Raw genomic sequence first — 21749 nt, 5'->3', positions numbered from 1 at the left:
TTCAATGAATATTCTATACTATTTTGCCGAAACGAGTGCGTATATGCAACAGTGGCAGCGGTTTCATCTGCTCGATGAATTAGAAAGGGCAGGGCATACTGTTACGGTGTATAATCCGTTGACTTTTAAATCGACAGATGAGGCAAATGAAAAGTTGATTCCATTTTTGCAAAAAGCAGGGAAAGCCTACGACTTGTTCATGAACTGTGTGCCTTCTCGCTTGTTGTATCCCGAAACCATGCGGCAGGTGAAAGCGTTGGGCATTCCATCTTTGCTGATTTGTTTTGATAATCTTCATGCTCCGTTCATCCATAAGGAGATAGCGCCTTATTTTGATTTGGTTTGGCTCACTTCCAGAGAGACGCAATACCTGTTTGACGGATGGAAATGCAACTCTGTTTTTCAACCGTACGCGGCTAATCCTCACCTTTTCAAACCTGATTTTGGAGAGGAAATGTTGTCGGTGGGATTTATTGGTACGCTTTATGACGATCGGGTGATTCGGGTCAATTCGCTGACCGAACATCAGATTCCCTGCACGTTGTATTCCGATGGCTTTTTTGCCGATGGAAAAGGTGGTGCCGGAAAATCGTTGACCTACAAAGATACCCTGAAGCTGCTGGCTAATTTGTCAACATTTGCCATCGGTCGCCGGGTGGCCTGCGGAACGGTGATGAATAAACTGTTTCCTGAAAAAAAGCAACTCCATCGTAATGATTTTCTGGAGCTGAAGCGTTCCGTACCTTTTGAACAGATGAACGCGGTTTATTCCAATCATGCGTTGTCGCTGGGAATTTCCGAATTGCGCAATACCTTTGTGCTGAAAAATCCGGTGCATAAAATACACTTGCGTACTTTCGAAATACCGATGTGCGGTGGCTTACAAATTGCGCCCTACCGTGAAGAACTGGCCGGCTATTTTGAAGATGGGAAGGAAATAGTTTTGTGTCGCAGCGATGAAGAATTTGTCTCAAAAGCGGCGTTTTATCTGAAGCCCGAAAATGCGGCATTGCGTCGCACTATGAAAGAAAATGCCCGCAAAAGGGCGGAGTCCGATCACACCTGGAACCGTCGTTTCGATGCGGTATTCGGTCGTTTGTTCAATTGAAGAAAATGAAAATCATCTATACAATATCGACAACTGCTGCTAAAGGCGGAGGCATGGAGCGGGTGGTGGTGCAGAAAGCTAATTACATGGCCGATGTGCTTGGTCATGAAGTGATTATTCTTACTACCGATCATAAAGGACAACCTTCTTTTTATCCTTTTTCTCCGAAAATACGGCATATTGAGCTTGATCTCAACTATCTGGAACTGGCTCAGGAAAAGAATTTTTTGAAGAGCTATTTTTTGTACCGTAAAAAGCTTCGTGAACATCGTCGTTTGCTGGAAGAGATATTGATGACTGAAAAAGCCGATATTGTGGTGTCTATGTCGCGTGACGAAAAAGAGTTTCTGTACAAGATAAAAGACGGCAGCAAAAAAATTCTGGAATCGCACCGTTGCCTGAAACCAAGGGCGAAAATTGAGTTTCGGAGAGCGACAAGTTGGTTGCAACGGGCGCGTATCCTCTACCGCCTGCGTCACGACTCGCACCTGCCGGTTCATTACGACCGGTTTATCGTGTTGACGGAAGAAGATAAACAATTTTGGCTCGAGAAACCAAATGTGGAGGTAGTGCCTAATCCGCTGCCTTTCACTACCGAACAACATGCTGATTACTCCGCTAAAAGAATTCTCACCATCGGACGAATTTCTTTTGACAAGGGAATTGACCGGTTACTGGATATTTGGGAACGGGTAGCTCCCAATTTTCCGGAATGGAAATTGTCGCTAGTGGGCGATGTGGTCGACAATGAATTGATAGACAGGATTAGAACTTCGTCTTATCGGAGCTCGGTGGAGATATTACCTCCTACGCCTCATATTTTTGAAGAGTATATCAGCAGTTCCATTTACGTGATGACCTCACGCTTTGAAGGCTTACCCATGGTGCTGTTGGAAGCCGTTGCCTGCGGATTGCCGATTGTTTCGTATGCTTTCAAGTGCGGCCCGCGCGATGTGATTCGCGACGGTGAAGATGGTTTTCTTGTTACGGAAGATGATGCCGACACTTTTGTTGAAAAGCTTTCGTTACTGATGGCGAACGATGCCTTGCGTCAACAAATGGGCCTTCAGGCAAAAATAAACAGCGATCGTTTTTCGATGAAAAATGTTATGAATCACTGGAATGAGCTCTTTATGCAGCTTTCAGGAACGAAGTGATTTTAATACTTTTCAATAGCCGTCAATAAAGCCTTGGTTCGCTGTTCCAGACTGAAAAGTTCCAGAATCCGGTCGCGGCACTCTTTTCGTTGTGCCGTAGTCTCCATAACTTCAAGTTGACGGATTTCTTCTGCTATTTTCGGCGCGTTTCGGGGAACAATTACTCCGGTTTTGCCGATCACTTCGGGCATTCCACCTTCATTGGTAACCAAAGGAATGCAATAATTGAGCATAGCTTCTCCGATGGCAATGCCGAAGATTTCTACCCGCGATAACTGACAATAAAACGAAGCTTTTTCAAAGTAAGAGGCGAGTTCTGCGTGCGGAAGGCGTTCAAATACAGATACGTTTTCAGGTAACGGTTTCGGAAATAATGCCATGGCGGCCTTATTCGGACCGATCAGTACCAGCCTGTAATCGGGGACGTGGGCGGCAAGTTCCAGAAACGTGTCAATTCCTTTTCGCAGGAACGTCCTTTGCGACTCGATCAGGGCAACGCATAAAATCAGTTTTTCTTTTTGCTTTGTGTTTTCGTTCGTCTGCATGTTGATGCAGTTGTAAATCATCTCGTGCTTTACTTTTGGAAACACAAAACCGACTTTCCGGCCGACGTATTGCGAGACGGTTAGGTTGACTGTGGCTTTTTTGATGCTTTGAGCGGTGAAGAATCCCCGAAATTTGGAGCAGAAAGCTCCGTAAGTAAGCGATCGTTCACGGCAAATATCGTAACCACCAATGACAAGAAACGACTTTTTTCCTAACAAGCGGGCAAACCAAACTGGTAGAAAAGAGTGGTAATCGGCAAACCAGATATAGGTTTTGTCAAATTTCCATCCGATCAATAGCAGAAAGAAGAACTGCTTCACCATTTCCAACGCGGTTTTACCAATACCTCTTACCGGACGGAAACAATAGTCGGTGATGTCATACTTTTCAGCAAGGATTTGCCTGTCGGTCTTTACAAAAGTTGACGGTTCCTTGTAAACGAACAGAATCTTCTCTCTATGCATGTTGAAAAATGAGTTTGAGATTGGTTTTTATTCCTTGTGCCAGATGTTTCAAAGTTAGTAGCGGATAATAGAAAAAAATCCGAGGGCCGGCATACCGCATTACTTCGCGGATTTGTTGACGTTTATCCGGTTTATAGCAATGAACCGTGCAATTTTTGCAAAACGGTTTGTTCGGAGCAAAGTGGCATTTGGATAAACGTTGCTGGGCATATAAAAGCAATGACCGGCATTCATCGCAAAGTTCGGGCTGTTTGTGCTTCCCTTTGCAATAAATGCTGATCATTGTATGAATTGTCTCTTTTTCGCGTTCTATCTTATCCGATGACATTCGTTCGTCTATTTTTGTTCTATCCAACTGATGATTTCAGGGCTGTCGGGTAGGGTTCGCGGCGGAATCACTTTGACCAGATAACCCTTGGCATCAATCAGGTATTTCTGAAAATTCCACTGTACCTCCGAATCCTGAAAACCGTTTTCTGCCTTTGTCGTCAGGTATTTGTAAATAGGATGCTGATCGTTGCCCTTCACCGATATTTTTTCCATCATAGGAAACGTGACTCCGTAGTTTTGTTGACAAAATTCGGCGATCTCGCTGTTACTGCCGGGCTCCTGTCCTGCAAAATTGTTGGCCGGAAAACCTACGATTACAAAATTTTGGTCTTTATATTTTTCATACAGAGCCTCCAAAAGCTTGTATTGGGGTGTCAGTCCGCATTTGGAAGCGGTGTTTACAATCATCACTTTCTTTCCTTTGAGGGATGAAAAATCAAAGGTCTTACCGTACAGATCGGTCACCGAAAACTGATAGATCGGCTTTGCGGACTGCGCGTGAACCGCACCGGTTATGCTCAAAACAATGAGCAAAAGAATAGAAATATGTCTTGTTTTCATATTGTTTTAAAATTAAATGGTTAACCGGTTTGTGACACCGGGACTACAAAGATACACTCAATCCCAACAAAACAGAATTAATCTCCCTGAGTAATGGTGGTCATCACATTGTAGGCCTCCATCACGCTGCGTACCGGCGTAATTACTACCGAACGTTTGTCTTTGTTCTCTTTTAACTGACATTTACGCGGATATTTGGCCATGTAATTAAGTACCTTCCCGAAATTATTCGATTTATAATAAGGCGATTGTGGATTGGTAACCAGGTAGGCAATCCATTTTTCGTTCTTCAAAACCAATTTCTCGATACCGTATTCTTTTGCCAACCACCGAAGTCGTACCACCTGAATCAGTTCCAACCCTTCCTGAGGAATTGATCCGAAACGGTCGTTCAGACGTTGTTCGAAATCGGTTAAATCGCGTTCGTTGGTAATGTTGTCCAATTCACGGTAGAGGTTCATCCTTTCGGGTATGCTTTCGATGTAGGTAGCCGGGAACATCAGTTCAAAATCCGATTCAATCTGACAATCGGTAACATATTCTATGGTTTTCTCTCCTTTTTCGGCTTCCACTTCGCGGTAAAGATCGGCAAACTCTTCGTCTCTCAATTCCTGAACAGCTTCGTTCAGAATCTTTTGGTAGGTCTCGTAGCCCAACTCTGCAATAAAACCGCTCTGTTCGGCACCCAACATGTTGCCAGCTCCACGGATATCGAGGTCCTGCATGGCGATGTTGAAACCACTGCCCAGATCGGCAAAATTTTCGATGGCCTGCAGGCGGCGGCGCGCTTCGGGAGTGATAAGATTGGTCGGTGGCGTCATCAGATAACAGAAAGCCTTACGGTTGGTTCGTCCCACGCGACCACGCAACTGGTGGAGGTCACTCAACCCAAACTGATGTGCACTGTTGATAATGATGGTGTTGACGTTTGGCATATCAATCCCTGACTCGAGAATGGAGGTCGCGATCATCACATCGTATTCATAATCGACAAAGTCCAGAATAATCTTCTCCAGCTTTTCGGGAGGCATCTGTCCGTGGCCGACGACTACACGTACTCCGGGGATCAGGCGTTTAACCAACGCTTCTATTTCGTAGATGTTGTGGATGCGGTTGTTGATGAAGAATACCTGACCGTTACGCTCCATTTCGAACGTAATTGCCTCGCGGATTACATCTTCGTTGAATTCGTAAAGCGACGTCTGCACCGGGTAGCGGTTGGGTGGGGGCGTGTTAATAATAGAAAGGTCGCGGGCTCCCATCAGCGAAAATTGTAACGTGCGCGGAATCGGCGTTGCCGTCATTGTCATCGTATCCACATTTACCTTGATCTGGCGAAGCTTTTCCTTTACCGAAACCCCGAATTTCTGTTCTTCGTCGACAATCAGCAATCCCAAATCTTTGAAATGTACGCTTTTGCCGATTAGTTTGTGCGTGCCGATCAGAATATCGATTTTGCCCTCTTTCAATCGGCTCAATAATTCCTTTGTGTCGGCAGCATTACGTGCCCGGCTCAGGTAATCGACAGTACAAGGCAGGTCTTTTAATCGTTCGCTGAAGGTACGGTAATGCTGGAGAGCCAGTACGGTGGTAGGAACCAGCACGGCCACCTGTTTTCCGTCAGTTGCAGCTTTGAATGCTGCGCGTACGGCCACTTCGGTTTTCCCGAACCCCACGTCACCACAAACAAGCCGGTCCATCGGCAAATCCGACTCCATATCCTGCTTTATATCGGCCGTTGCCTTGCTCTGGTCTGGAGTATCCTCGTAAAGGAACGAGGCTTCGAGTTCGTGTTGTAGGTAACTGTCGGGTGAATAGCGAAAACCTTTTTCTGCCCGACGTTTAGCATAAAGCTGAATCAACTCGCGGGCAATGTCCTTTACCTTTTTCTTTGTTTTCTCTTTCAGGCGTTCCCACGCTCCGGTACCGAGTTTATTGATCTTTGGAGGCTCGCCTTCTTTTCCCTTGTATTTTGAAATACGATGAAGGGCGTGAATGCTGACAAAAATAATATCGTCATCTTTATATACCAGCTTGATGACCTCCTGTTTTTTGCCGTTAACGTCCATCGTGAACAGACCGGCAAAGCGTCCGATGCCGTGGTCGACGTGAACAACGTAGTCACCCTGATTGAGCTGGTTGAGCTCTTTGAGCGTCATCACTACTTTCCCGGCGCGAGCGCTGTCGGAACGAAGCGAATATTTGTGATACCGGTCGAATACCTGGTGATCGGTATAGCAGCAGAGTTTCATATCGTGATCGACGAAACCCTCGTGCAGCGTCTTCAGTACCGGCGTAAAATTAATTTCATCCCCCCGATCGTTGAAAATTCCGGCAATACGGTCAGTTTGTTTCTTGCTATCGCTCAGAATGTAAATGCGGTATCCCTCCTTTATCGATTGTGTGAAGCTTTGACTTACCAGATCAAAATTTTTATGGAAGAGCGGTTGTATCGAGGTGCTGAATTCAATTTTTTCGTTGTCGGTAAAAGTGGCTTTGCTACCAATCTCTACTTTTCTGAAATTGATAACTTGCTCTACAAACAATTCTGAAGTCATCAAAGATGCTTCGAGATTGGGAATTCCCTGTTTGGCTTCGTTGGCTTTGATGAGCATGTCGTCGTACAAATCGCCGATGCGGCCGCTGGTAAAGCGAAAGTCGGTAAAGAATAACGTTGTCTCCGGTGATATGAATTCCAGAAAAGAGACTTTTTCCAGTGAATCTTGTTGTTTCAAGTCCGAAACGATCGAAACTTCGTTTCTGGTTTCTTTGGAGAGCTGGGTTTCGATGTCGAACGTACGGATGGTTTCCACTTCATCTCCGAAAAAATCGATACGGTACGGATATTCGAAAGAAAAGGAAAAAACGTCGATAATGCTTCCGCGTACCGAGAATTGCCCCGGTTCGTACACAAAATCCACTCGCGAAAAACCGTATTCGGTGAGCATGCTGATTACAAAATCGGTATTGACCCGTTCGCCTGTATGCAATGTGAGAGTACAATCGCTAAGAGCATTGTTGGCAATGACTTTTTCGATCAAAGCATCGGGGTAGGTTACGATGATGCCGGGTTCTTTCCGTGCAGCGAAGTTGAGTACTTCCGTACGGAGTATCTCGTTAGCAGAGTCGACTTGGCCGTATTTAACTCCTGTTTTATACGACGACGGCATAAAATAGACCGGATCGTTACCCAAAAGTTGCACCAGATCGTGATACGCGTAACCGGCTTCCTCCGCATCGTCAAGCACGAGCAACGCGTGGAAGGGTTGTTTAAAATAGAGAGATGCCACAACAAGCGCGCGGGCAGAACCGAGTAATCCCCCGATTTGCAGATTGCGTTTGCCTGATGTGAGCCATTTCCCTATCGTTGCCACCTGCGGATGAGCGGCATAATATGATAGAAATTCAGACAGTTCCATAAGTGATGCAAAGATACAAAAATAGATATATTACCGTCAAGATAATTTATAGTGCAGAGTCCACAGATTTGCCGATTTTGGTACGAAAATTAACAATAAAAAGGTTGTAAAACTTAAGAAGCTACTATACCTTTGCATTGTATAATCAATGGCGGTGTGGTGTAGTGGCCCAGCACGCAACTCTCTCACGGTTGAGACCCGGGTTCGATTCCCGACTCCGCTACCATACGAGGACTCATTACTTTTTTAAGTGATGAGTCCTTTCTTTTTGCATAAAGCAGTATATAATGGAAAAATAAATCTACTTTGGATTTGTCTGCTTTATGAATAATTAACGTGATGAAAAAATCTGGCTATTGACAATATTATTTGAAAAAATTATCTTTACTGTTTATAATTTTGTATTTGCAACAAGATTATTTATTGTAAAAATAATTTAATTTTACGACTATGAACGAACAAAGAGAAAAAAAAGAATGGATCTCTCCCGAAATTATTGATCTGGATGTGATGGAGACGGCAGGGACAAAATTAACTTATTTGTCCTCTGAATATGATACGTATACTGGTCCTAGTTGATTGATGCTTAATTTTGAATATATTTAAGGTCAGTATAACCATGCTTCCTTTTTTAGCACGCTAAATATTAAATTGTAAATCTGTATGCATTTACATTTTATCTAATATGTTATGGTATTTAGTTTTCCTCTCGATTTCGTTCAAATTGCTATAGAAAAAGAGAGAACTGAAATTGATTTAGATTCGTTATATACCAATCAGTCAATTCGGATTAATGAAACTGATTTTTGGCTTAAGATAGATAAAGTAGCTACTTATCGTGTTCAAAATGGATGTGAAATAACAGTATCTCCTTTTTCTGGAGTTGATACAGCGTCCATACAACTGTTTTTGAATGGTTCAGTTTTTGGAGCTCTTCTTCATCAGAAAGGGATCATCCCTTTCCATGGTTGTTCATTTGAACTGAACCAGAAAGGGACAATTATTTGTGGGTATTCCGGTGCTGGAAAATCGTCGGTAACAGCTGCTTTTTGCCAACAAGGGGCACGGTTTATTAACGATGATATTACACCGGTAACCATAGACGAGTTCGGAATTTGGATTATGCCGATCCGAACGCGAATCAAATTATGGGAAGATGCCTTAGCAAAACTCTCTATTGGGACTGAAAATTTGGAAAAGATCCGACCTTCCATGCAGAAATTCTATGTTCCGGTAGAAAATAATTGTCAGGAAAAACAGAAATTAAATACTCTGGTTGTGCTAGGGATTCACGATAAAGACCGGTATGAAGTAATGAGGCCTGTAGGTATGGAAAAATTCAACCTGTTGCGGAGTCATATCTATCGAAAAATTTATCTGAAAGGAATGCCTAAAGCAGAACGGAACCTCTTTTCGCAATTGCTAAAACTATCCCAATCGGTAGAGGTTCTGCAGGTCTTGCGCCCTCAAACAAGCAGTATATATGCTACCATGGAATTTATTCGGGAACAGTTATAACGAGGTGAGTGTTGCTGTGCCGTGTTTCGGGGAACAATCATTATTTACTTAGTCGAAAAATCATATACAACATGATAGAAAAATACTGCAAAAACCGTCAAATTATTGATGGTGAATTAGATGACAACCAGGTGATGATGCATCTTGAAAATGGTAAGTACTTCGGCTTGAATCCTGTTGGGAAAAGGATATGGGCGTTGCTGGATCAGCCCAAAAGTTTTGAAGAAATTATTGGCGTATTAATGACCGAATTTGAGGTAGAAGAGAAGATTTGTCGGAAAGAGGTGCTGGAGTTTTTGGATAAGGCTGTTAAATTCGAAATTGTTCAAAAAGTATGAATCGGTTGATTAGCTTACTGAGACTACCAACCCGAGAGAAGACGCTATTTGCAGAAGCAGTAGCGTTTCTTTTTTATGCTAAACTACTGCTATTTGTTCTCCCATTTAAAGATTGCATCAAACAATTTAAGATACTTCCACCTGTATCTGTCCCTGTCGATTTGAACGAGGCGCAAGTCATTGGTAGGGCAATATCGCGAGCCAATAAACTTGCTTTCTGGAAAAACAGATGTCTGGTAAGTTCTTTTGCCGCTCGCTTAATGCTCTCCCGACGGAATATTGCTTCGGTACTCTATTTGGGACTCCGGTTCGAAAACGACACTCAACTTAAAATGAATGCTCATGCTTGGTTGATGGTCGGTGAGTTGTTGGTAACACCAAAAGGTAGCGACGGGTATAAAGAAATATTTCGCTTCTGAAACGGGGCTTATGGCTAAAACTAATTGAACTATGGGTTTTATTTTTGGTATTGTAAATTTGAAGGGCGGTGCTATCAACCCGGAGAACGTCCGGAAGTTGGGAAAAGCAGTCCAGTGGAATGATTTTGAGAGCAAGATCGAAATAAATAGTTCGTACGGTTGGGGATATTGTTGGAACAAGAAGCGAACGCCGAAAGCTGGAATTTATACCAGCGAACGAGTTGCCGTGTTATGTGATGCCCGTATCTATAACAGTGAAGAATTTAAGCAGTCGTTTGAATTTGAACAACCGGAAGAAGCCTTTGCAAAAGCTTACCTGACATGGGGTGCTGGTTTTGCCGATAAATTCAATGGCGATTTTGCTGCCGTGATTATTGATTTTCAACAGCAGAAAGTCCTTTTGGTGCGTGACCATATTGGCGTACGTCCACTGACTTATAGCGTCAAAGAAGATTTATTAATATTTGCTTCTCATGAGTTTGGTATTGCAAAATCAAATCTGGCTAATAATACTTTATCTGAAGAAGCTTTAGTGAGAAATTTTAATTTACATAAAAGGAAAAAATATAAACTCACAGTTTTTGAGCACATCAAAAAAATTATTCCCGGATATGTGACAAATATAACTACAGGTAAGATAGTAAATACGAAATATTGGTGGCCAGAGAAAATAAGGACAAATAGGGGTCTTACTTTTGAGATGGCTGTGTCTTGTCTGCGGAAGTCTTTGATGAAATCAGTTCAGGTTCGAATGGAACAGGGAACAATTGGAGCTCATGTCAGTGGTGGAATAGATTCATCCGGGGTGGCTGCTATCCTTGCAGACAACATTGATAACAAAGCACGAATGAAAGGGTATTCCTGGTCTCCTGAATCAAAAGATGGAGATATCGATGGCTTGAACGAAAAAGAACTGGTGGATGAGTTTGCAGAGCAAAAAGGGATAGAGGTTGCCTATTTATCATACAAAGATTCGGCTAATATTGATGATTTTATTTTGCCTGAGTTTGAACAGATGCCTATTGAAATCCACACAATGCGTCAAGCTTGCAACGATGATATCAGTACGCTTTTCAGTGGATGGGGTGGAGATGAATTTGTGTCGTTAAGTTTGAGAGGATCCATTAATCATATTGTTTTTCGATTGAAATTATTGACTCTTTTCCGCTGGATTAAACGTTGGGGCTTAAAAGCGACAATAGGCAGAGTTCGTGGTGAAATATTACCTTCTATAGTTCCTTTTAGATTGTCGGAGATGGCAGTTTATAAACAAAATGGATGTAAATTTTTTCAGTCACACTTTGTAATAAAACACTGGAGAGCATTCTTTTTTCATACGGAAAAAAATATTTATGGGTTTGGAGATAGAAAAGGTTTCATGTTCAGACTTCTTTATCGATATCATCTTCCACAGAGAATGGATTCATGGGCTTTATTTGGTGAAAGGTATGGAATCGAGTATAAGTTTCCGCTTTTGGATAAAGATTTATTAGAATTTTGGATGACAATTCCAATTAAATATACGATCGAACAGATGTATCCCAGGCTTTTATATAGAGAGGCACTGAGAGGCATATTGGTTGACTCTGTTAGGTTAAGGCAAGGAAAAGAAGAAGCTGTGTTTTATAAAAACTGTGTAGATCGAGATATCCGCATAAAGAAAATGTTGGAAAAAAGTCCGAATTTATATACGACTTCGTCATTTTTGAGTTTTTTTAATGCGAATGAATTTTATAAATGCACAGTTAAAGAACCAGAAGATATGAAAGCATTTATTGTGGGAATGTATGATATCCGTTTCTTCCTCAGGTATAAAGGTTTGGTGGAAAAATATGTTGCTACCAATCCATACTGTATGAAGAAACATAAGCAGAATAGCGATTCGGAAAATTTGTGACGCAATAGAGCTTCACGGAGAAACTATCCTCAAAAAACATATCTTTGTATAGAAAGAGACATCAATACGTTATCCATGATTAGCGAAACTTTTACCAGAGAACGACTTCATGACCGACACCGGTTGAGCCATCAGCAAATTGATGGTTTGTTGGGAGAGAACAGGAGTCGGGAATTTCTGGCTGAAAAGATGCAGGTCTTGAATAAGATTCGCTATTTTATTCAGATTGTTGACCTGTTACAGCAGAACCAAATAGGTTTTATTTGCCTGAAAGGGCCGGTGCTTTCGCAACAACTATACGGAAATCCTTCGCTTCGTCTTTCCCACGACGTAGATATTTTGCTGACAGACAGGTCGGATATGACAAAAGTCAATAGCTTGCTAACGGAACACGATTATGTGGGTGTTGATAATTTATCATGGCCGGAGGAGTTATCCCGCCAAAAGATATTGATGGATTGTGTTCATCATTTGGCATATGAGCACAAGGCAAATCAATTCATGGTGGAAATCCACTGGTCGGTTTCCGAACCTTTCCCCCTCAAGGCAAAAATATTCAGGCAGATTGCAGAAAATAACCGTCAACAAATAGCATTTGGTGGTCGTGAAGTGGCGGTCTTTGCGCCAGAACTTAATTTGTTATATCTGGTTATCCATGGCTCTAAACATGGCTGGCAACGATTGAAATGGCTGGTTGATATCAAAGATTTTCCTTTTGAGACTATTAATGCCGACAGATGGCATGGTCTCGTGAGGCAATTGAAAGCCGGGCGGATGGTGTCGCAAATCGGATTCCTATTGAATTATTTTTTTCAAATCAATCAACCTTTATTTACGCAAATTCCAATTCCCCGTTTGCTGAAATCATATCCATTGGCATTAATTGATGAGGAGGTGCTACTCCAGCGTCCTATAAGTGATGGTATTGTAGGTATAAGATACAAATTTTTGTTGTGCAATACGTTGTCTTACAAATGGCGGGCATTCCTAACATCGGCTATTATTCCGATTGATTTGTTCAGGATTAAATCTTCTTTCCGAATTGTTTACTTTATCTACCGGCCCTACAGCTATATTAAACGCAGATTGAACTATGCAAAATAGCCGCCAGATTTTACATAGTTTCAGCTATTTTTACCGCAACAGACCTCTTCGGCTGGTTGGCGTTTTTATCCTTACTTTGCTGTTGGGACTGAATCAGGGCATATCCATTGTAATGCTTATTCCGTTGTTGAGCATGCTAGATAAAAGCTCACCGGCTTCTTCTCACAATCAGGTGGCAGACTGGATGAAAGGGATCGGCGAAAAATGGAATATCTCATTTTCGCTGGAGTTTATATTGATATGCTTTGTTATATTGCTCTTAATCATAGCTCTGCTCGGTTATTTGAAATCGAAGTGGCAATCGGAATACGAACAACAGTTTATCCATACGCTTCGTAGCCGGTTGTTCAGAAAAATCGTCTTGTCCGATTGGCAGCATCTAACCGGTAAAAGCCGGCATACCCACATTCAAATTCTCTCTTCAGAGATACCGAAGTTATCGGTCTATTATTTTGCCCTGATGAATTTAATCACTTCCCTGATATTAATCGGAGCAAATATTGCGCTTTCGTTTCTGGTTTCGGTTAAGTTCACGTTCTTGGTGTTGCTTGTGGGTGGAATTTGCTTCCTTATCCTCAAGAAATTCATTTTGCGCTCGCTTTCGTTAGGTGGCTTGAATATTGGGATTTTTCGTCAGATGTCGAAACAAATTGACGATTTCTGGACGATGGTGAAACAAGCCAAAGTGCATAATGCAGAAGCATTTTATTACCAGAAATACAGCGAAATGAACGCCCGCATGTTTTCGTTACAGCAAAAGCAAAATAAAAACAGAGCACTGTCTCAGTTTGTTTTCACCATCACAGGTATTATTGGTCTTGTTGTCATTATTTATACCGGATACAGGGTCGATTCAATGCCCCTCACTTCAATTTTTGTGCTGATCCTGTTGTTTGGCAGGCTATTCCCGCTGTTTACAAGTTGCAATAATTATCTGGATATGATGGCGACTAATCTTCAGTCGGTTAATCTGGTGATTGCAACAGATAATGAATTGGAAGATAAGTTCTTTGGAGAATTGTCTGTGCCACCGGCTAATGGCTTGAGCGGTAATATCCGATTTGAAGACATAACATTCGCATATCGTTCCGGCACTCCTGTTTTTGAAAAAATGCGACTAGAAATTCCCAATTGTGCCATTACGGGTATTATAGGGCAATCGGGGAAAGGGAAAACTACTTTGCTTGACCTTCTTACCGGGCTTTTGCAACCAACGGAGGGCGTAATTCTGGTTGGAGAAAATCAGCTTCAAAAAGATGAATCGGCCAACTGGAGGCAGCATGTTGGCTATTTGACCCAGGATGTTTGCTTTGTAGACGGAACTATCCGTGAAAATCTGGTGTGGGATACTCCGTATAAAGTTACTGACGCGCAAATAATGGAGATGCTGTCCAAAGTAAATGCCCTTGATATTGTTTTACGCGAAAAAGAGGGACTTTCTGCTAAAATAACCAATTTTCAATACCATTTTTCGGGAGGAGAAAGGCAACGTTTAGCGCTTGCACGTATACTGTTGAGGTTCCCTAAACTGCTTCTGCTGGATGAGGCGACTTCTGCCCTTGATAAAAAGACAGAAGGCCACATTATGCATTGTTTAAGTGTTTTAAAGAAAGAAATAACGATTGTGTTTGTGACACACAGGGAGAGCTTAATGCCTTATTTTGACCAGATAATTGATCTTGATGCCCTTGTGGTAAAGTCTGTAAAGAGCATAAACTGAAATTTTCTATTCGTATATTTTATTGAATTTATAATTTTGCGTGTATCTTTGCAGTAAGTAAAGCAAATATTATGTAAATATCTCATTCACTTAAGGTCTTTCCCGATCTTATAGTATTGAGTTTTTTTGGTTTATTGAAGATTATTGATGTTTATTCGGATATTTTTATTATCCGGGGTGTTGTTCCACGTTTTAGTGAATCTATTAACTTTCTTGAAGCGTGGAAATGCCGGTAAAATCTTCATTCTGCACTTTTTAATAATCTAGAGTACATTCCCCAAAATCCTAAGAGAAATAAGATTTATTCTTGTTTAAAGACGTTATTGTTTTGTCCTTTTTTGAGTGCAAATCAATTATTTGTGTCTTTATTAATGGACAAATAATAGCTTGTTTCTTTAGAATGTTTTCTGCTTGCATAATTATCCTGCCTATACAGGTTACGTGATAGTAGACTGCATGGAATTGTTGGTATCGAAAAATAGAGAGTCTCCCACAAGAAAAACGATTGCCTGTTTCGGGTAAATACCGAAATGCAAAGAAATCTCTGGTATAAAAAGATATTTCTTTGGTATATAATCTGTTATCTTAATCACTGCTATGGACGCGTTGATACTTATTTAAGATAGCAGTTGCAAAATGATAAGGCTTATTTATAGCTTGATCGGATGAAAAGTCGTATAAATTTTAAAAAATCAGTTGATATGGGGGGGTATGCTGGAGGTCTAAGATTCTTTCTTTTGTTAGCATTCATATGCTTTGAAAGCGAATGTTCATTCAATAGAATGTTTGGGCAAACGCATGTAGAGGCCGGCTTATCGGCTGTTGCTTTGAAACAAAATACCGCTTTTTCGTTTTCTCCACTTTCTACTCGAAGAACCAATGTATCAGAAGCAAACCATGATCCTGTAGCTTCGGCAGCTTCTGTTACTACTCTCGAAAATACTCCGGTTAACGGTAGTGTCACCGCTACGGATGCTGATGGCGATGTGCTGACATTCTCAAAAGTCAGTGATCCGGCACACGGTAGCGTAGTGGTAAATGCAGATGGTACTTTTACATATACCCCCTATCTCGATTATTCAGGATCTGATAGTTTTGTCGTGGGAGTAACCGATGGCAATGGCGGATCTGCTACTGCAACAGTAAACGTAACTGTAAATCATGTAAATCAAGTACCTGTAATTACTATCAGGCAAACGACCATGGAAGATAGTCCGATATATGATAGCGTTAGCGCTTCGGATGATGATGGTGATAATATGACTTTTAGTAAGGGTATTAGTCCTTTACATGGAGCACTTATAGTGAACTCTAATGGAGATTACCTTTATACTCCGGATAAAGATTTTAATGGAAAAGATAGTTTTACTATTACAGTCAATGATGGTAACGGGGGTATCTCAACCGTAAAAATTGTTGTGACGGTTCTTCCGGTGAACGACGATCCTGTTCTGACTGCAACACCAGTCACGACGCAGGAAGATACGCCTGTTAACGGTAGCGTAACCGCGACGGATGTAGATGGAGATGTGTTGACCATCACAAAAGATAGTGATCCTTTACATGGTACTGTAGTATTTAATCCTGATGGGACATACGCGTACACTCCGGCGCAGGATTATTATGGTGATGATAGTTTCACGGTAAGCGTTAGCGATGGTAATGGAGGTACGGCTACCGCAACGGTTACAATTACTATTACATCGGTAAATGATGCACCTGTTATTACCGCAACACCAGTTACGACACCAGAAGACACTCCTGTAAACGGAACTGCCACTGCAACCGATGTGGATGGAGATGTATTGACCTTTGCACTAGGAACAGCTCCTGCTCATGGAACGGCGGTGGTAAATTCAGATGGCTCTTATTCTTATTCTCCGGCAAAAGATTATAACGGAGACGATAGTTTTACGATTATTGTTAGCGATGGCAACGGTGGAACAGCTACAGCAACGGTAACAGTTACTATTACTCCGGTAAATGACGATCCGGTCCTCACAGCGACGCCAATCACAACACCGGAAGATATTCCTGTTAACGGCAGCGTAACGGCTACAGACGTAGATGGCGATGTGTTGACCATCACAAAAGATAGCGATCCTATTCATGGTATGGTGGTTTTTAACCCAGATGGAACATATACGTATACTCCGGCACAAGATTATCATGGCGATGATAGCTTCACGGTAAGTGTAAGCGATGGAAACGGAGGTACCGTCACCGCCACGGTAACAGTCACTATTACTTCGGTAAATGATAATCCGGTTCTTACAGCACCATCAGTAACCACAGACGAAGATACCTCTGTTAACGGCAGCGTAACGGCTACAGACGTAGATGGAGATGTGTTGACTATCACAAAAGATAGTGATCCTTTACATGGTACAGTAGTATTTAATTCCGACGGCACATATACCTACACCCCGGCGCAGGATTATCATGGCGCCGACAGTTTTACGGTCAATGTCAGTGATGGAAATGGAGGTACTGCAACCGGAACGGTTTCGATAACAGTAATCTCAGTAAATGACGATCCGGTTATTACGGTAACACCGGTTACGACGCAGGAGGATACCCCTGTAAATGGTACCGCTACTGCTACGGATGTGGATGGAGACGCGTTGACCTTCTCCAAAGGAAGTGATCCATCTCATGGAACGGTAGATGTTCATTCAGATGGAACATACACGTACACTCCGGTAAAAGATTATAACGGGGACGACAGCTTTACGATCAGCGTTAGTGATGGAAATGGAGGCGTAGCTTCTGCCACCGTTACAGTTACTATTACTCCGGTGAATGACGCACCGGTTCTTTCGGATACACCGGTTACGACGCAGGAAGATACACCTTTGAATGGTAGTGTAACCGCTACCGATGTAGATGGAGATGCCCTCACCTACTCGAAAGACAGCGATCCATCACATGGTACTTTGGTATTTAATTCTGACGGCACATATACCTACACTCCGGCGCAGGATTATCATGGCGCCGACAGTTTCACAGTAAGCGTTAGCGATGGCAACGGAGGTACTGCTACCGGAACGGTTTCGATAACAGTAATTTCAGTAAATGACGATCCGGTCATTACGGTAACACCAGTCACAACACCGGAAGATACCCCAGTAAATGGAACCGCCACAGCAACCGATGTGGATGGCGATGTATTGACCTTTGCCGTAGGGACAGCACCATCTCATGGAACGGTAGATGTTCATTCAGATGGAACATACACGTACACTCCGGTAAAAGATTATAACGGGGACGACAGCTTTACGATCAGCGTTAGTGATGGAAATGGAGGCGTAGCTTCTGCCACCGTTACAGTTACTATTACTCCGGTGAATGACGCACCGGTTCTTTCGGATACACCGGTTACGACGCAGGAAGATACACCTTTGAATGGCAGTGTAACCGCTACCGATGTAGATGGAGATGCCCTCACCTACTCGAAAGACAGCGATCCATCACATGGTACTTTGGTATTTAATTCTGACGGCACATACACTTACACCCCTGCAACGGATTATCATGGCGACGATAGTTTCACTGTGAGTGTCAGTGATGGCAATGGAGGTACTGCTACCGGAACGGTTTCGATAACAGTAATCTCAGTAAATGACGATCCGGTCATTACGGTAACACCGGTTACGACGCAGGAGGATACCCCTGTAAGTGGCACTGTCACTGCAACCGATGTGGATGGAGACGCATTGACTTTCTCCAAAGGAAGTGATCCATCACATGGAACGGTAGATGTCCACTCAGATGGCTCTTATACTTATACCCCTGCAAAAGATTATAACGGCGACGACAGTTTTATGATCAGTGTTAGCGATGGGAACGGAGGCACCGCCACCGGCACTGTTACGGTTACTATTACTCCGGTAAATGATGATCCTGTTCTTGCTGCAACACTGGTTACCACTCAGGAAGATATACCTTTGAATGCCAGTGTAATCGCTACCGATGTAGACGGAGATGCCCTCACCTACTCGAAAGACAGTGATCCATCACATGGTACTTTAGTATTTAATTCTGACGGCACATATACTTACACCCCAGCGACGGATTATCATGGCGACGACAGTTTTACGGTAAGTGTTAGTGATGGCAATGGAGGTACTGCCACCGGAACGGTTTCGATAACAGTAATCTCTGTAAATGACGATCCGGTTATTACGGTAACACCGGTTACGACGCAGGAGGATACCCCTGTAAGTGGCACCGCTACAGCAACCGATGTGGATGGAGACGCACTGACCTTCTCTAAAGGAAGTGATCCATCACATGGAACGGTAGATGTCCATTCAGATGGCTCTTATACTTATACTCCTGCAAAAGATTATAACGGTGACGATACCTTTATGATCAGTGTTAGCGATGGGAATGGAGGCGTAGCTTCTGGCACCGTTACGGTTACTATTACTCCGGTAAATGATGATCCGGTAACTACGCTGTTGTCAGTGTCCACACCTGAAGATACTCCATTGGTGAGCACAGTCATGGCGGGCGCAACCGATGTCGACGGGGATGTTCTTACGGTTACCGGCTTTACCATGGATGGGACAAATTATTTGCCAGGAACGGCAGTGGTTATTTCGGGGAAAGGTACATTTATCTTAAATGCCAACGGAGATTTTACTCTTACTCCCGATAAAGATTATAATGGCGCTGTGCCTTCAGTTACTTATACAGTGGTTGATGGGAACGGAGGTACTGCGGTCGGAACTCTAAATCTTACCGTTATTGCGGTAAATGACGATCCTGTCATTACGGTAACACCGGTTACAACACAGGAGGATACCCCTGTAAATGGCACCGCTACAGCAACCGATGTGGATGGAGACGCATTGACCTTCTCCAAAGGAAGTGATCCTGTACATGGAACGGTAGATGTCCACTCAGATGGCTCTTATACTTATACTCCGGCAAAAGATTATAACGGTGACGATAACTTTACGATCAGTGTTAGTGATGGGAATGGAGGCACTGCATCAGCCACCGTTACAGTTACTATAACTCCGGTGAATGACGCCCCGGTTCTTATCGCAACACCGGTTACTACGCAGGAAGACATACCTTTGAATGGCAGTGTAACTGCTACGGATGTAGATGGGGATGCCCTCACTTTCTCGAAAGACAGTGATCCATCACATGGTACTTTGGTATTTAATTCTGACGGTACATATACCTACACCCCGGCAACGGATTATCATGGAGACGACAGTTTCACGGTAAGTGTTAGCGATGGGAACGGAGGCACTGCTACCGGGACGGTTTCGATAACAGTAATCTCAGTAAATGACGATCCTGTTATTACGGTAACGCCGGTTACGACGCAGGAGGATACCTCAGTAAATGGTACTGCTACAGCAACAGATGTGGATGGAGACGCATTGACCTTCTCCAAAGGAAGTGATCCTTCTCATGGAACGGTAGATGTTCATTCAGATGGTTCTTATGTTTATACTCCGGCAAAAGATTATAACGGAGACGATAACTTTACGATCAGTGTTAGTGATGGGAATGGAGGCGCAGCTTCCGCCACTGTTACAGTTATTATAACTCCGGTAAATGATGCTCCGGTTCTTACTGCAACACCGGTCACGACGCAGGAAGATATTCCGGCAAATGGCAATGTGACCGCTACGGACGTAGACGGGGATGCGTTGATTTTTACAAAAGACAGCGATCCTTTACATGGAACTGTAGTATTTAATACCGACGGTACATATACCTACACCCCTGCAACGGATTATCATGGCGCCGACAGTTTTATGGTAAGTGTTAGCGATGGGAACGGAGGGACTGCTACTGCAACTGTTTTGATAACGATTGTTTCGGTAAATGACGATCCTGTTATTACGGTAACGCCGGTTACGACGCAGGAGGATACTTCAGTAACTGGTACCGCTACTGCAACCGATGTGGATGGTGATGTGCTGTCCTTTGCCGTAGGAATAGCATCATCTCATGGAACGGTAACTGTCAATCCGGATGGAACTTATACCTATATTCCGGCAAAAGATTATAATGGAAATGATAGTTTTACGGTTACAGTTAGCGATGGAAACGGAGGCACAGCTACCGCCACCGTTACGGTTACTATTACATCAGTGAATGATGTTCCCGTTGCTAAGGACGATGCGGTGAGTGTCGTAGAATGTACATCTGTGTCGGGAACTGTGGCCGGGAATGATACTCCTAGTGGAGATGGAGGTAATGTCTGGAGTGTGAACAAAAATCCGTCACATGGAACGGTAACTCTGAATGCGGATGGAACATATATTTATATTCCAACACCTAACTATCACGGAACGGATACGTTTGTATATACGCTGACGGATGTAGACGGCGACCAGTCGACAGCTACGATGTCGATCACAGTTACTCCATTATCTGAAAAACTTTTGATTATAAAGCAATCCACTAAGCCCCAACAGACCAGTGATGGGTCGTTTATCTGGAAGTATACTATCTCACTGACCAATCTTCAAAATATCATCGTGGATAATATTCAGGTGGAAGATGACCTTTCAAAAGTCTTTACTCATGGAGAAAGCTTCAAGGTGACAAATATTACGGCATCCGGTAATTTAAAGGCTAATGGCCTGTATGATGGGTTAAATTCAATGTCTACGCTATTGTCCGGTAGTTATCTTGCTCCGTTATCTAAAGATTCGATTGTTATAGAAGTACAGGTATATTCTCATAATTTCATAGGTAACGTATATAATCAGGCTTTGTTTGAAGGCTTTTCAAATAGTACGGGTCAAATAAAGGATGCCCAGTCGGACGATCCATTAAATACTGAGGCGAGCCCGAGCAGTCCGCGTACGACAATTACTTTCATACCTGAAGTAGAACTGCATATTCCGGAAGGCTTTTCACCGAACAAAGACATGTATAATGATACTTTTGAGATTGTTCATTCGGGCAACGTCACTCTGGAAGTCGAGGTGTTTAACCGTTGGGGTAACAGGGTTTATCGCAGTACGGACTACCATGACGATTGGGATGGCAAGGGTGCGGATAATCTTTTGGGAAAAGATCTTCCGGAAGGTACCTACTTTTACATTGTGACAACGACAAATAAAAAGACCTCGGAGGTTAAGAAAATCAAAGGATCTGTTACGCTACGTCGTTAATTCATAATCCGTCC

14 protein-coding genes and 1 tRNA gene are annotated in these 21749 nt (G+C 42.8%); 11 read left to right on the top strand and 4 right to left on the bottom strand.

Annotation, left to right across the window (positions count from 1 at the left end; genetic code table 11):
- Window positions 1-4: 4 nt before the first annotated feature.
- Together PJIAN_RS08950 and PJIAN_RS08945 are read left to right on the top strand one after the other, a co-directional pair.
- Window positions 5-1108 (top strand): glycosyltransferase family protein, encoded by a 1104-nt coding sequence (locus PJIAN_RS08950; protein WP_068704187.1) that lies wholly within the window; start codon window positions 5-7, stop codon window positions 1106-1108.
- Window positions 1109-1113: 5 nt separating this feature from the next.
- On the top strand, window positions 1114-2265 hold the full coding sequence (locus PJIAN_RS08945) for a glycosyltransferase family 4 protein (RefSeq protein WP_068704186.1): 1152 nt from the start codon (window positions 1114-1116) through the stop codon (window positions 2263-2265).
- 2 nt (window positions 2266-2267) lie between these two features.
- On the opposite strand, the gene PJIAN_RS08940 is transcribed toward PJIAN_RS08945, so the two are convergent.
- The 4 genes from PJIAN_RS08940 to mfd form a co-directional block, all read right to left on the bottom strand.
- Complete coding sequence (locus PJIAN_RS08940) at window positions 2268-3275, bottom strand: glycosyltransferase family 4 protein (protein WP_068704185.1); 1008 nt, start codon at window positions 3273-3275, stop codon at window positions 2268-2270.
- Window positions 3268-3603 (bottom strand): nitrous oxide-stimulated promoter family protein, encoded by a 336-nt coding sequence (locus PJIAN_RS08935; RefSeq protein WP_068704179.1) that lies wholly within the window; start codon window positions 3601-3603, stop codon window positions 3268-3270. The genes PJIAN_RS08940 and PJIAN_RS08935 overlap by 8 nt, the downstream gene beginning before the upstream one ends.
- Window positions 3604-3611: 8 nt before the next feature.
- Window positions 3612-4166 carry a glutathione peroxidase gene (locus PJIAN_RS08930; protein ID WP_068704178.1) on the bottom strand — a complete coding sequence of 185 codons (555 nt, stop codon included), beginning with the start codon at window positions 4164-4166 and terminating at the stop codon, window positions 3612-3614.
- A gap of 77 nt (window positions 4167-4243) precedes the next feature.
- Window positions 4244-7585, bottom strand: a complete 3342-nt coding sequence (gene mfd, locus PJIAN_RS08925; protein WP_068704177.1) for a transcription-repair coupling factor — start codon at window positions 7583-7585, stop codon at window positions 4244-4246.
- 150 nt (window positions 7586-7735) lie between these two features.
- On the opposite strand from mfd, the gene PJIAN_RS08920 reads away from it, so the two are divergent.
- The 9 genes from PJIAN_RS08920 to PJIAN_RS08885 all read left to right on the top strand — a co-directional run bounded on the left by PJIAN_RS08920 (window position 7736) and on the right by PJIAN_RS08885 (window position 21735).
- Window positions 7736-7811 (top strand) — tRNA-Glu (locus PJIAN_RS08920).
- A 224-nt stretch (window positions 7812-8035) separates the two neighbouring features.
- Window positions 8036-8164, top strand: a complete 129-nt coding sequence (locus PJIAN_RS15040) for a hypothetical protein (RefSeq protein WP_262496836.1) — start codon at window positions 8036-8038, stop codon at window positions 8162-8164.
- A gap of 111 nt (window positions 8165-8275) precedes the next feature.
- A complete protein-coding gene (locus tag PJIAN_RS08915) occupies window positions 8276-9103 on the top strand; it encodes a phosphoenolpyruvate carboxykinase (ATP) (protein ID WP_068704176.1) in 828 nt (275 codons plus the stop codon).
- Between the two features lie 71 nt (window positions 9104-9174).
- Complete coding sequence (locus tag PJIAN_RS08910; protein WP_068704174.1) at window positions 9175-9441, top strand: PqqD family protein; 267 nt, start codon at window positions 9175-9177, stop codon at window positions 9439-9441.
- On the top strand, window positions 9438-9860 hold the full coding sequence (locus PJIAN_RS08905) for a lasso peptide biosynthesis B2 protein (protein WP_068704172.1): 423 nt from the start codon (window positions 9438-9440) through the stop codon (window positions 9858-9860). Before PJIAN_RS08910 ends, PJIAN_RS08905 begins: the two co-directional genes overlap by 4 nt.
- Before the next feature lie 31 nt (window positions 9861-9891).
- Window positions 9892-11757, top strand: coding sequence for an asparagine synthase-related protein (locus PJIAN_RS08900; protein ID WP_068704170.1), 1866 nt, complete (start codon window positions 9892-9894; stop codon window positions 11755-11757).
- A gap of 75 nt (window positions 11758-11832) precedes the next feature.
- A complete protein-coding gene (locus PJIAN_RS08895; protein ID WP_068704169.1) occupies window positions 11833-12861 on the top strand; it encodes a nucleotidyltransferase domain-containing protein in 1029 nt (342 codons plus the stop codon).
- Entirely contained in the window at window positions 12851-14581 is a 1731-nt protein-coding gene (locus PJIAN_RS08890; RefSeq protein WP_068704163.1) for an ATP-binding cassette domain-containing protein, read from the top strand. Before PJIAN_RS08895 ends, PJIAN_RS08890 begins: the two co-directional genes overlap by 11 nt.
- A gap of 782 nt (window positions 14582-15363) precedes the next feature.
- Window positions 15364-21735, top strand: a complete 6372-nt coding sequence (locus PJIAN_RS08885; protein WP_068704162.1) for an Ig-like domain-containing protein — start codon at window positions 15364-15366, stop codon at window positions 21733-21735.
- The last annotated feature ends 14 nt before the right edge of the window (window positions 21736-21749 follow it).

Source organism: Paludibacter jiangxiensis (assembly GCF_001618385.1).
In the GTDB taxonomy this organism is placed as follows: Bacteria; Bacteroidota; Bacteroidia; order Bacteroidales; family Paludibacteraceae; genus Microbacter; species Microbacter jiangxiensis.
The sequence above is the reverse complement of the archived record's forward strand: the minus strand, read 5'-3'. Positions and strand labels throughout refer to the sequence as shown.

Excerpts from the sequence above, each read along its gene's own strand:
- PJIAN_RS15040 (WP_262496836.1), top strand. The coding sequence starts at position 8,036 with ATGAACGAACAAAGAGAAAAAAAAGAATGGATCTCTCCCGAAATTATT.
- PJIAN_RS08885 (WP_068704162.1), top strand. The coding sequence starts at position 15,364 with ATGTTTGGGCAAACGCATGTAGAGGCCGGCTTATCGGCTGTTGCTTTG.
- PJIAN_RS08890 (WP_068704163.1), top strand. The coding sequence starts at position 12,851 with ATGCAAAATAGCCGCCAGATTTTACATAGTTTCAGCTATTTTTACCGC.
- PJIAN_RS08930 (WP_068704178.1), bottom strand. The coding sequence starts at position 4,166 with ATGAAAACAAGACATATTTCTATTCTTTTGCTCATTGTTTTGAGCATA.
- PJIAN_RS08900 (WP_068704170.1), top strand. The coding sequence starts at position 9,892 with ATGGGTTTTATTTTTGGTATTGTAAATTTGAAGGGCGGTGCTATCAAC.
- mfd (WP_068704177.1), bottom strand. The coding sequence starts at position 7,585 with ATGGAACTGTCTGAATTTCTATCATATTATGCCGCTCATCCGCAGGTG.
- PJIAN_RS08905 (WP_068704172.1), top strand. The coding sequence starts at position 9,438 with ATGAATCGGTTGATTAGCTTACTGAGACTACCAACCCGAGAGAAGACG.
- PJIAN_RS08945 (WP_068704186.1), top strand. The coding sequence starts at position 1,114 with ATGAAAATCATCTATACAATATCGACAACTGCTGCTAAAGGCGGAGGC.
- PJIAN_RS08915 (WP_068704176.1), top strand. The coding sequence starts at position 8,276 with ATGGTATTTAGTTTTCCTCTCGATTTCGTTCAAATTGCTATAGAAAAA.
- PJIAN_RS08950 (WP_068704187.1), top strand. The coding sequence starts at position 5 with ATGAATATTCTATACTATTTTGCCGAAACGAGTGCGTATATGCAACAG.
- PJIAN_RS08895 (WP_068704169.1), top strand. The coding sequence starts at position 11,833 with ATGATTAGCGAAACTTTTACCAGAGAACGACTTCATGACCGACACCGG.
- PJIAN_RS08940 (WP_068704185.1), bottom strand. The coding sequence starts at position 3,275 with ATGCATAGAGAGAAGATTCTGTTCGTTTACAAGGAACCGTCAACTTTT.
- PJIAN_RS08935 (WP_068704179.1), bottom strand. The coding sequence starts at position 3,603 with ATGTCATCGGATAAGATAGAACGCGAAAAAGAGACAATTCATACAATG.
- PJIAN_RS08910 (WP_068704174.1), top strand. The coding sequence starts at position 9,175 with ATGATAGAAAAATACTGCAAAAACCGTCAAATTATTGATGGTGAATTA.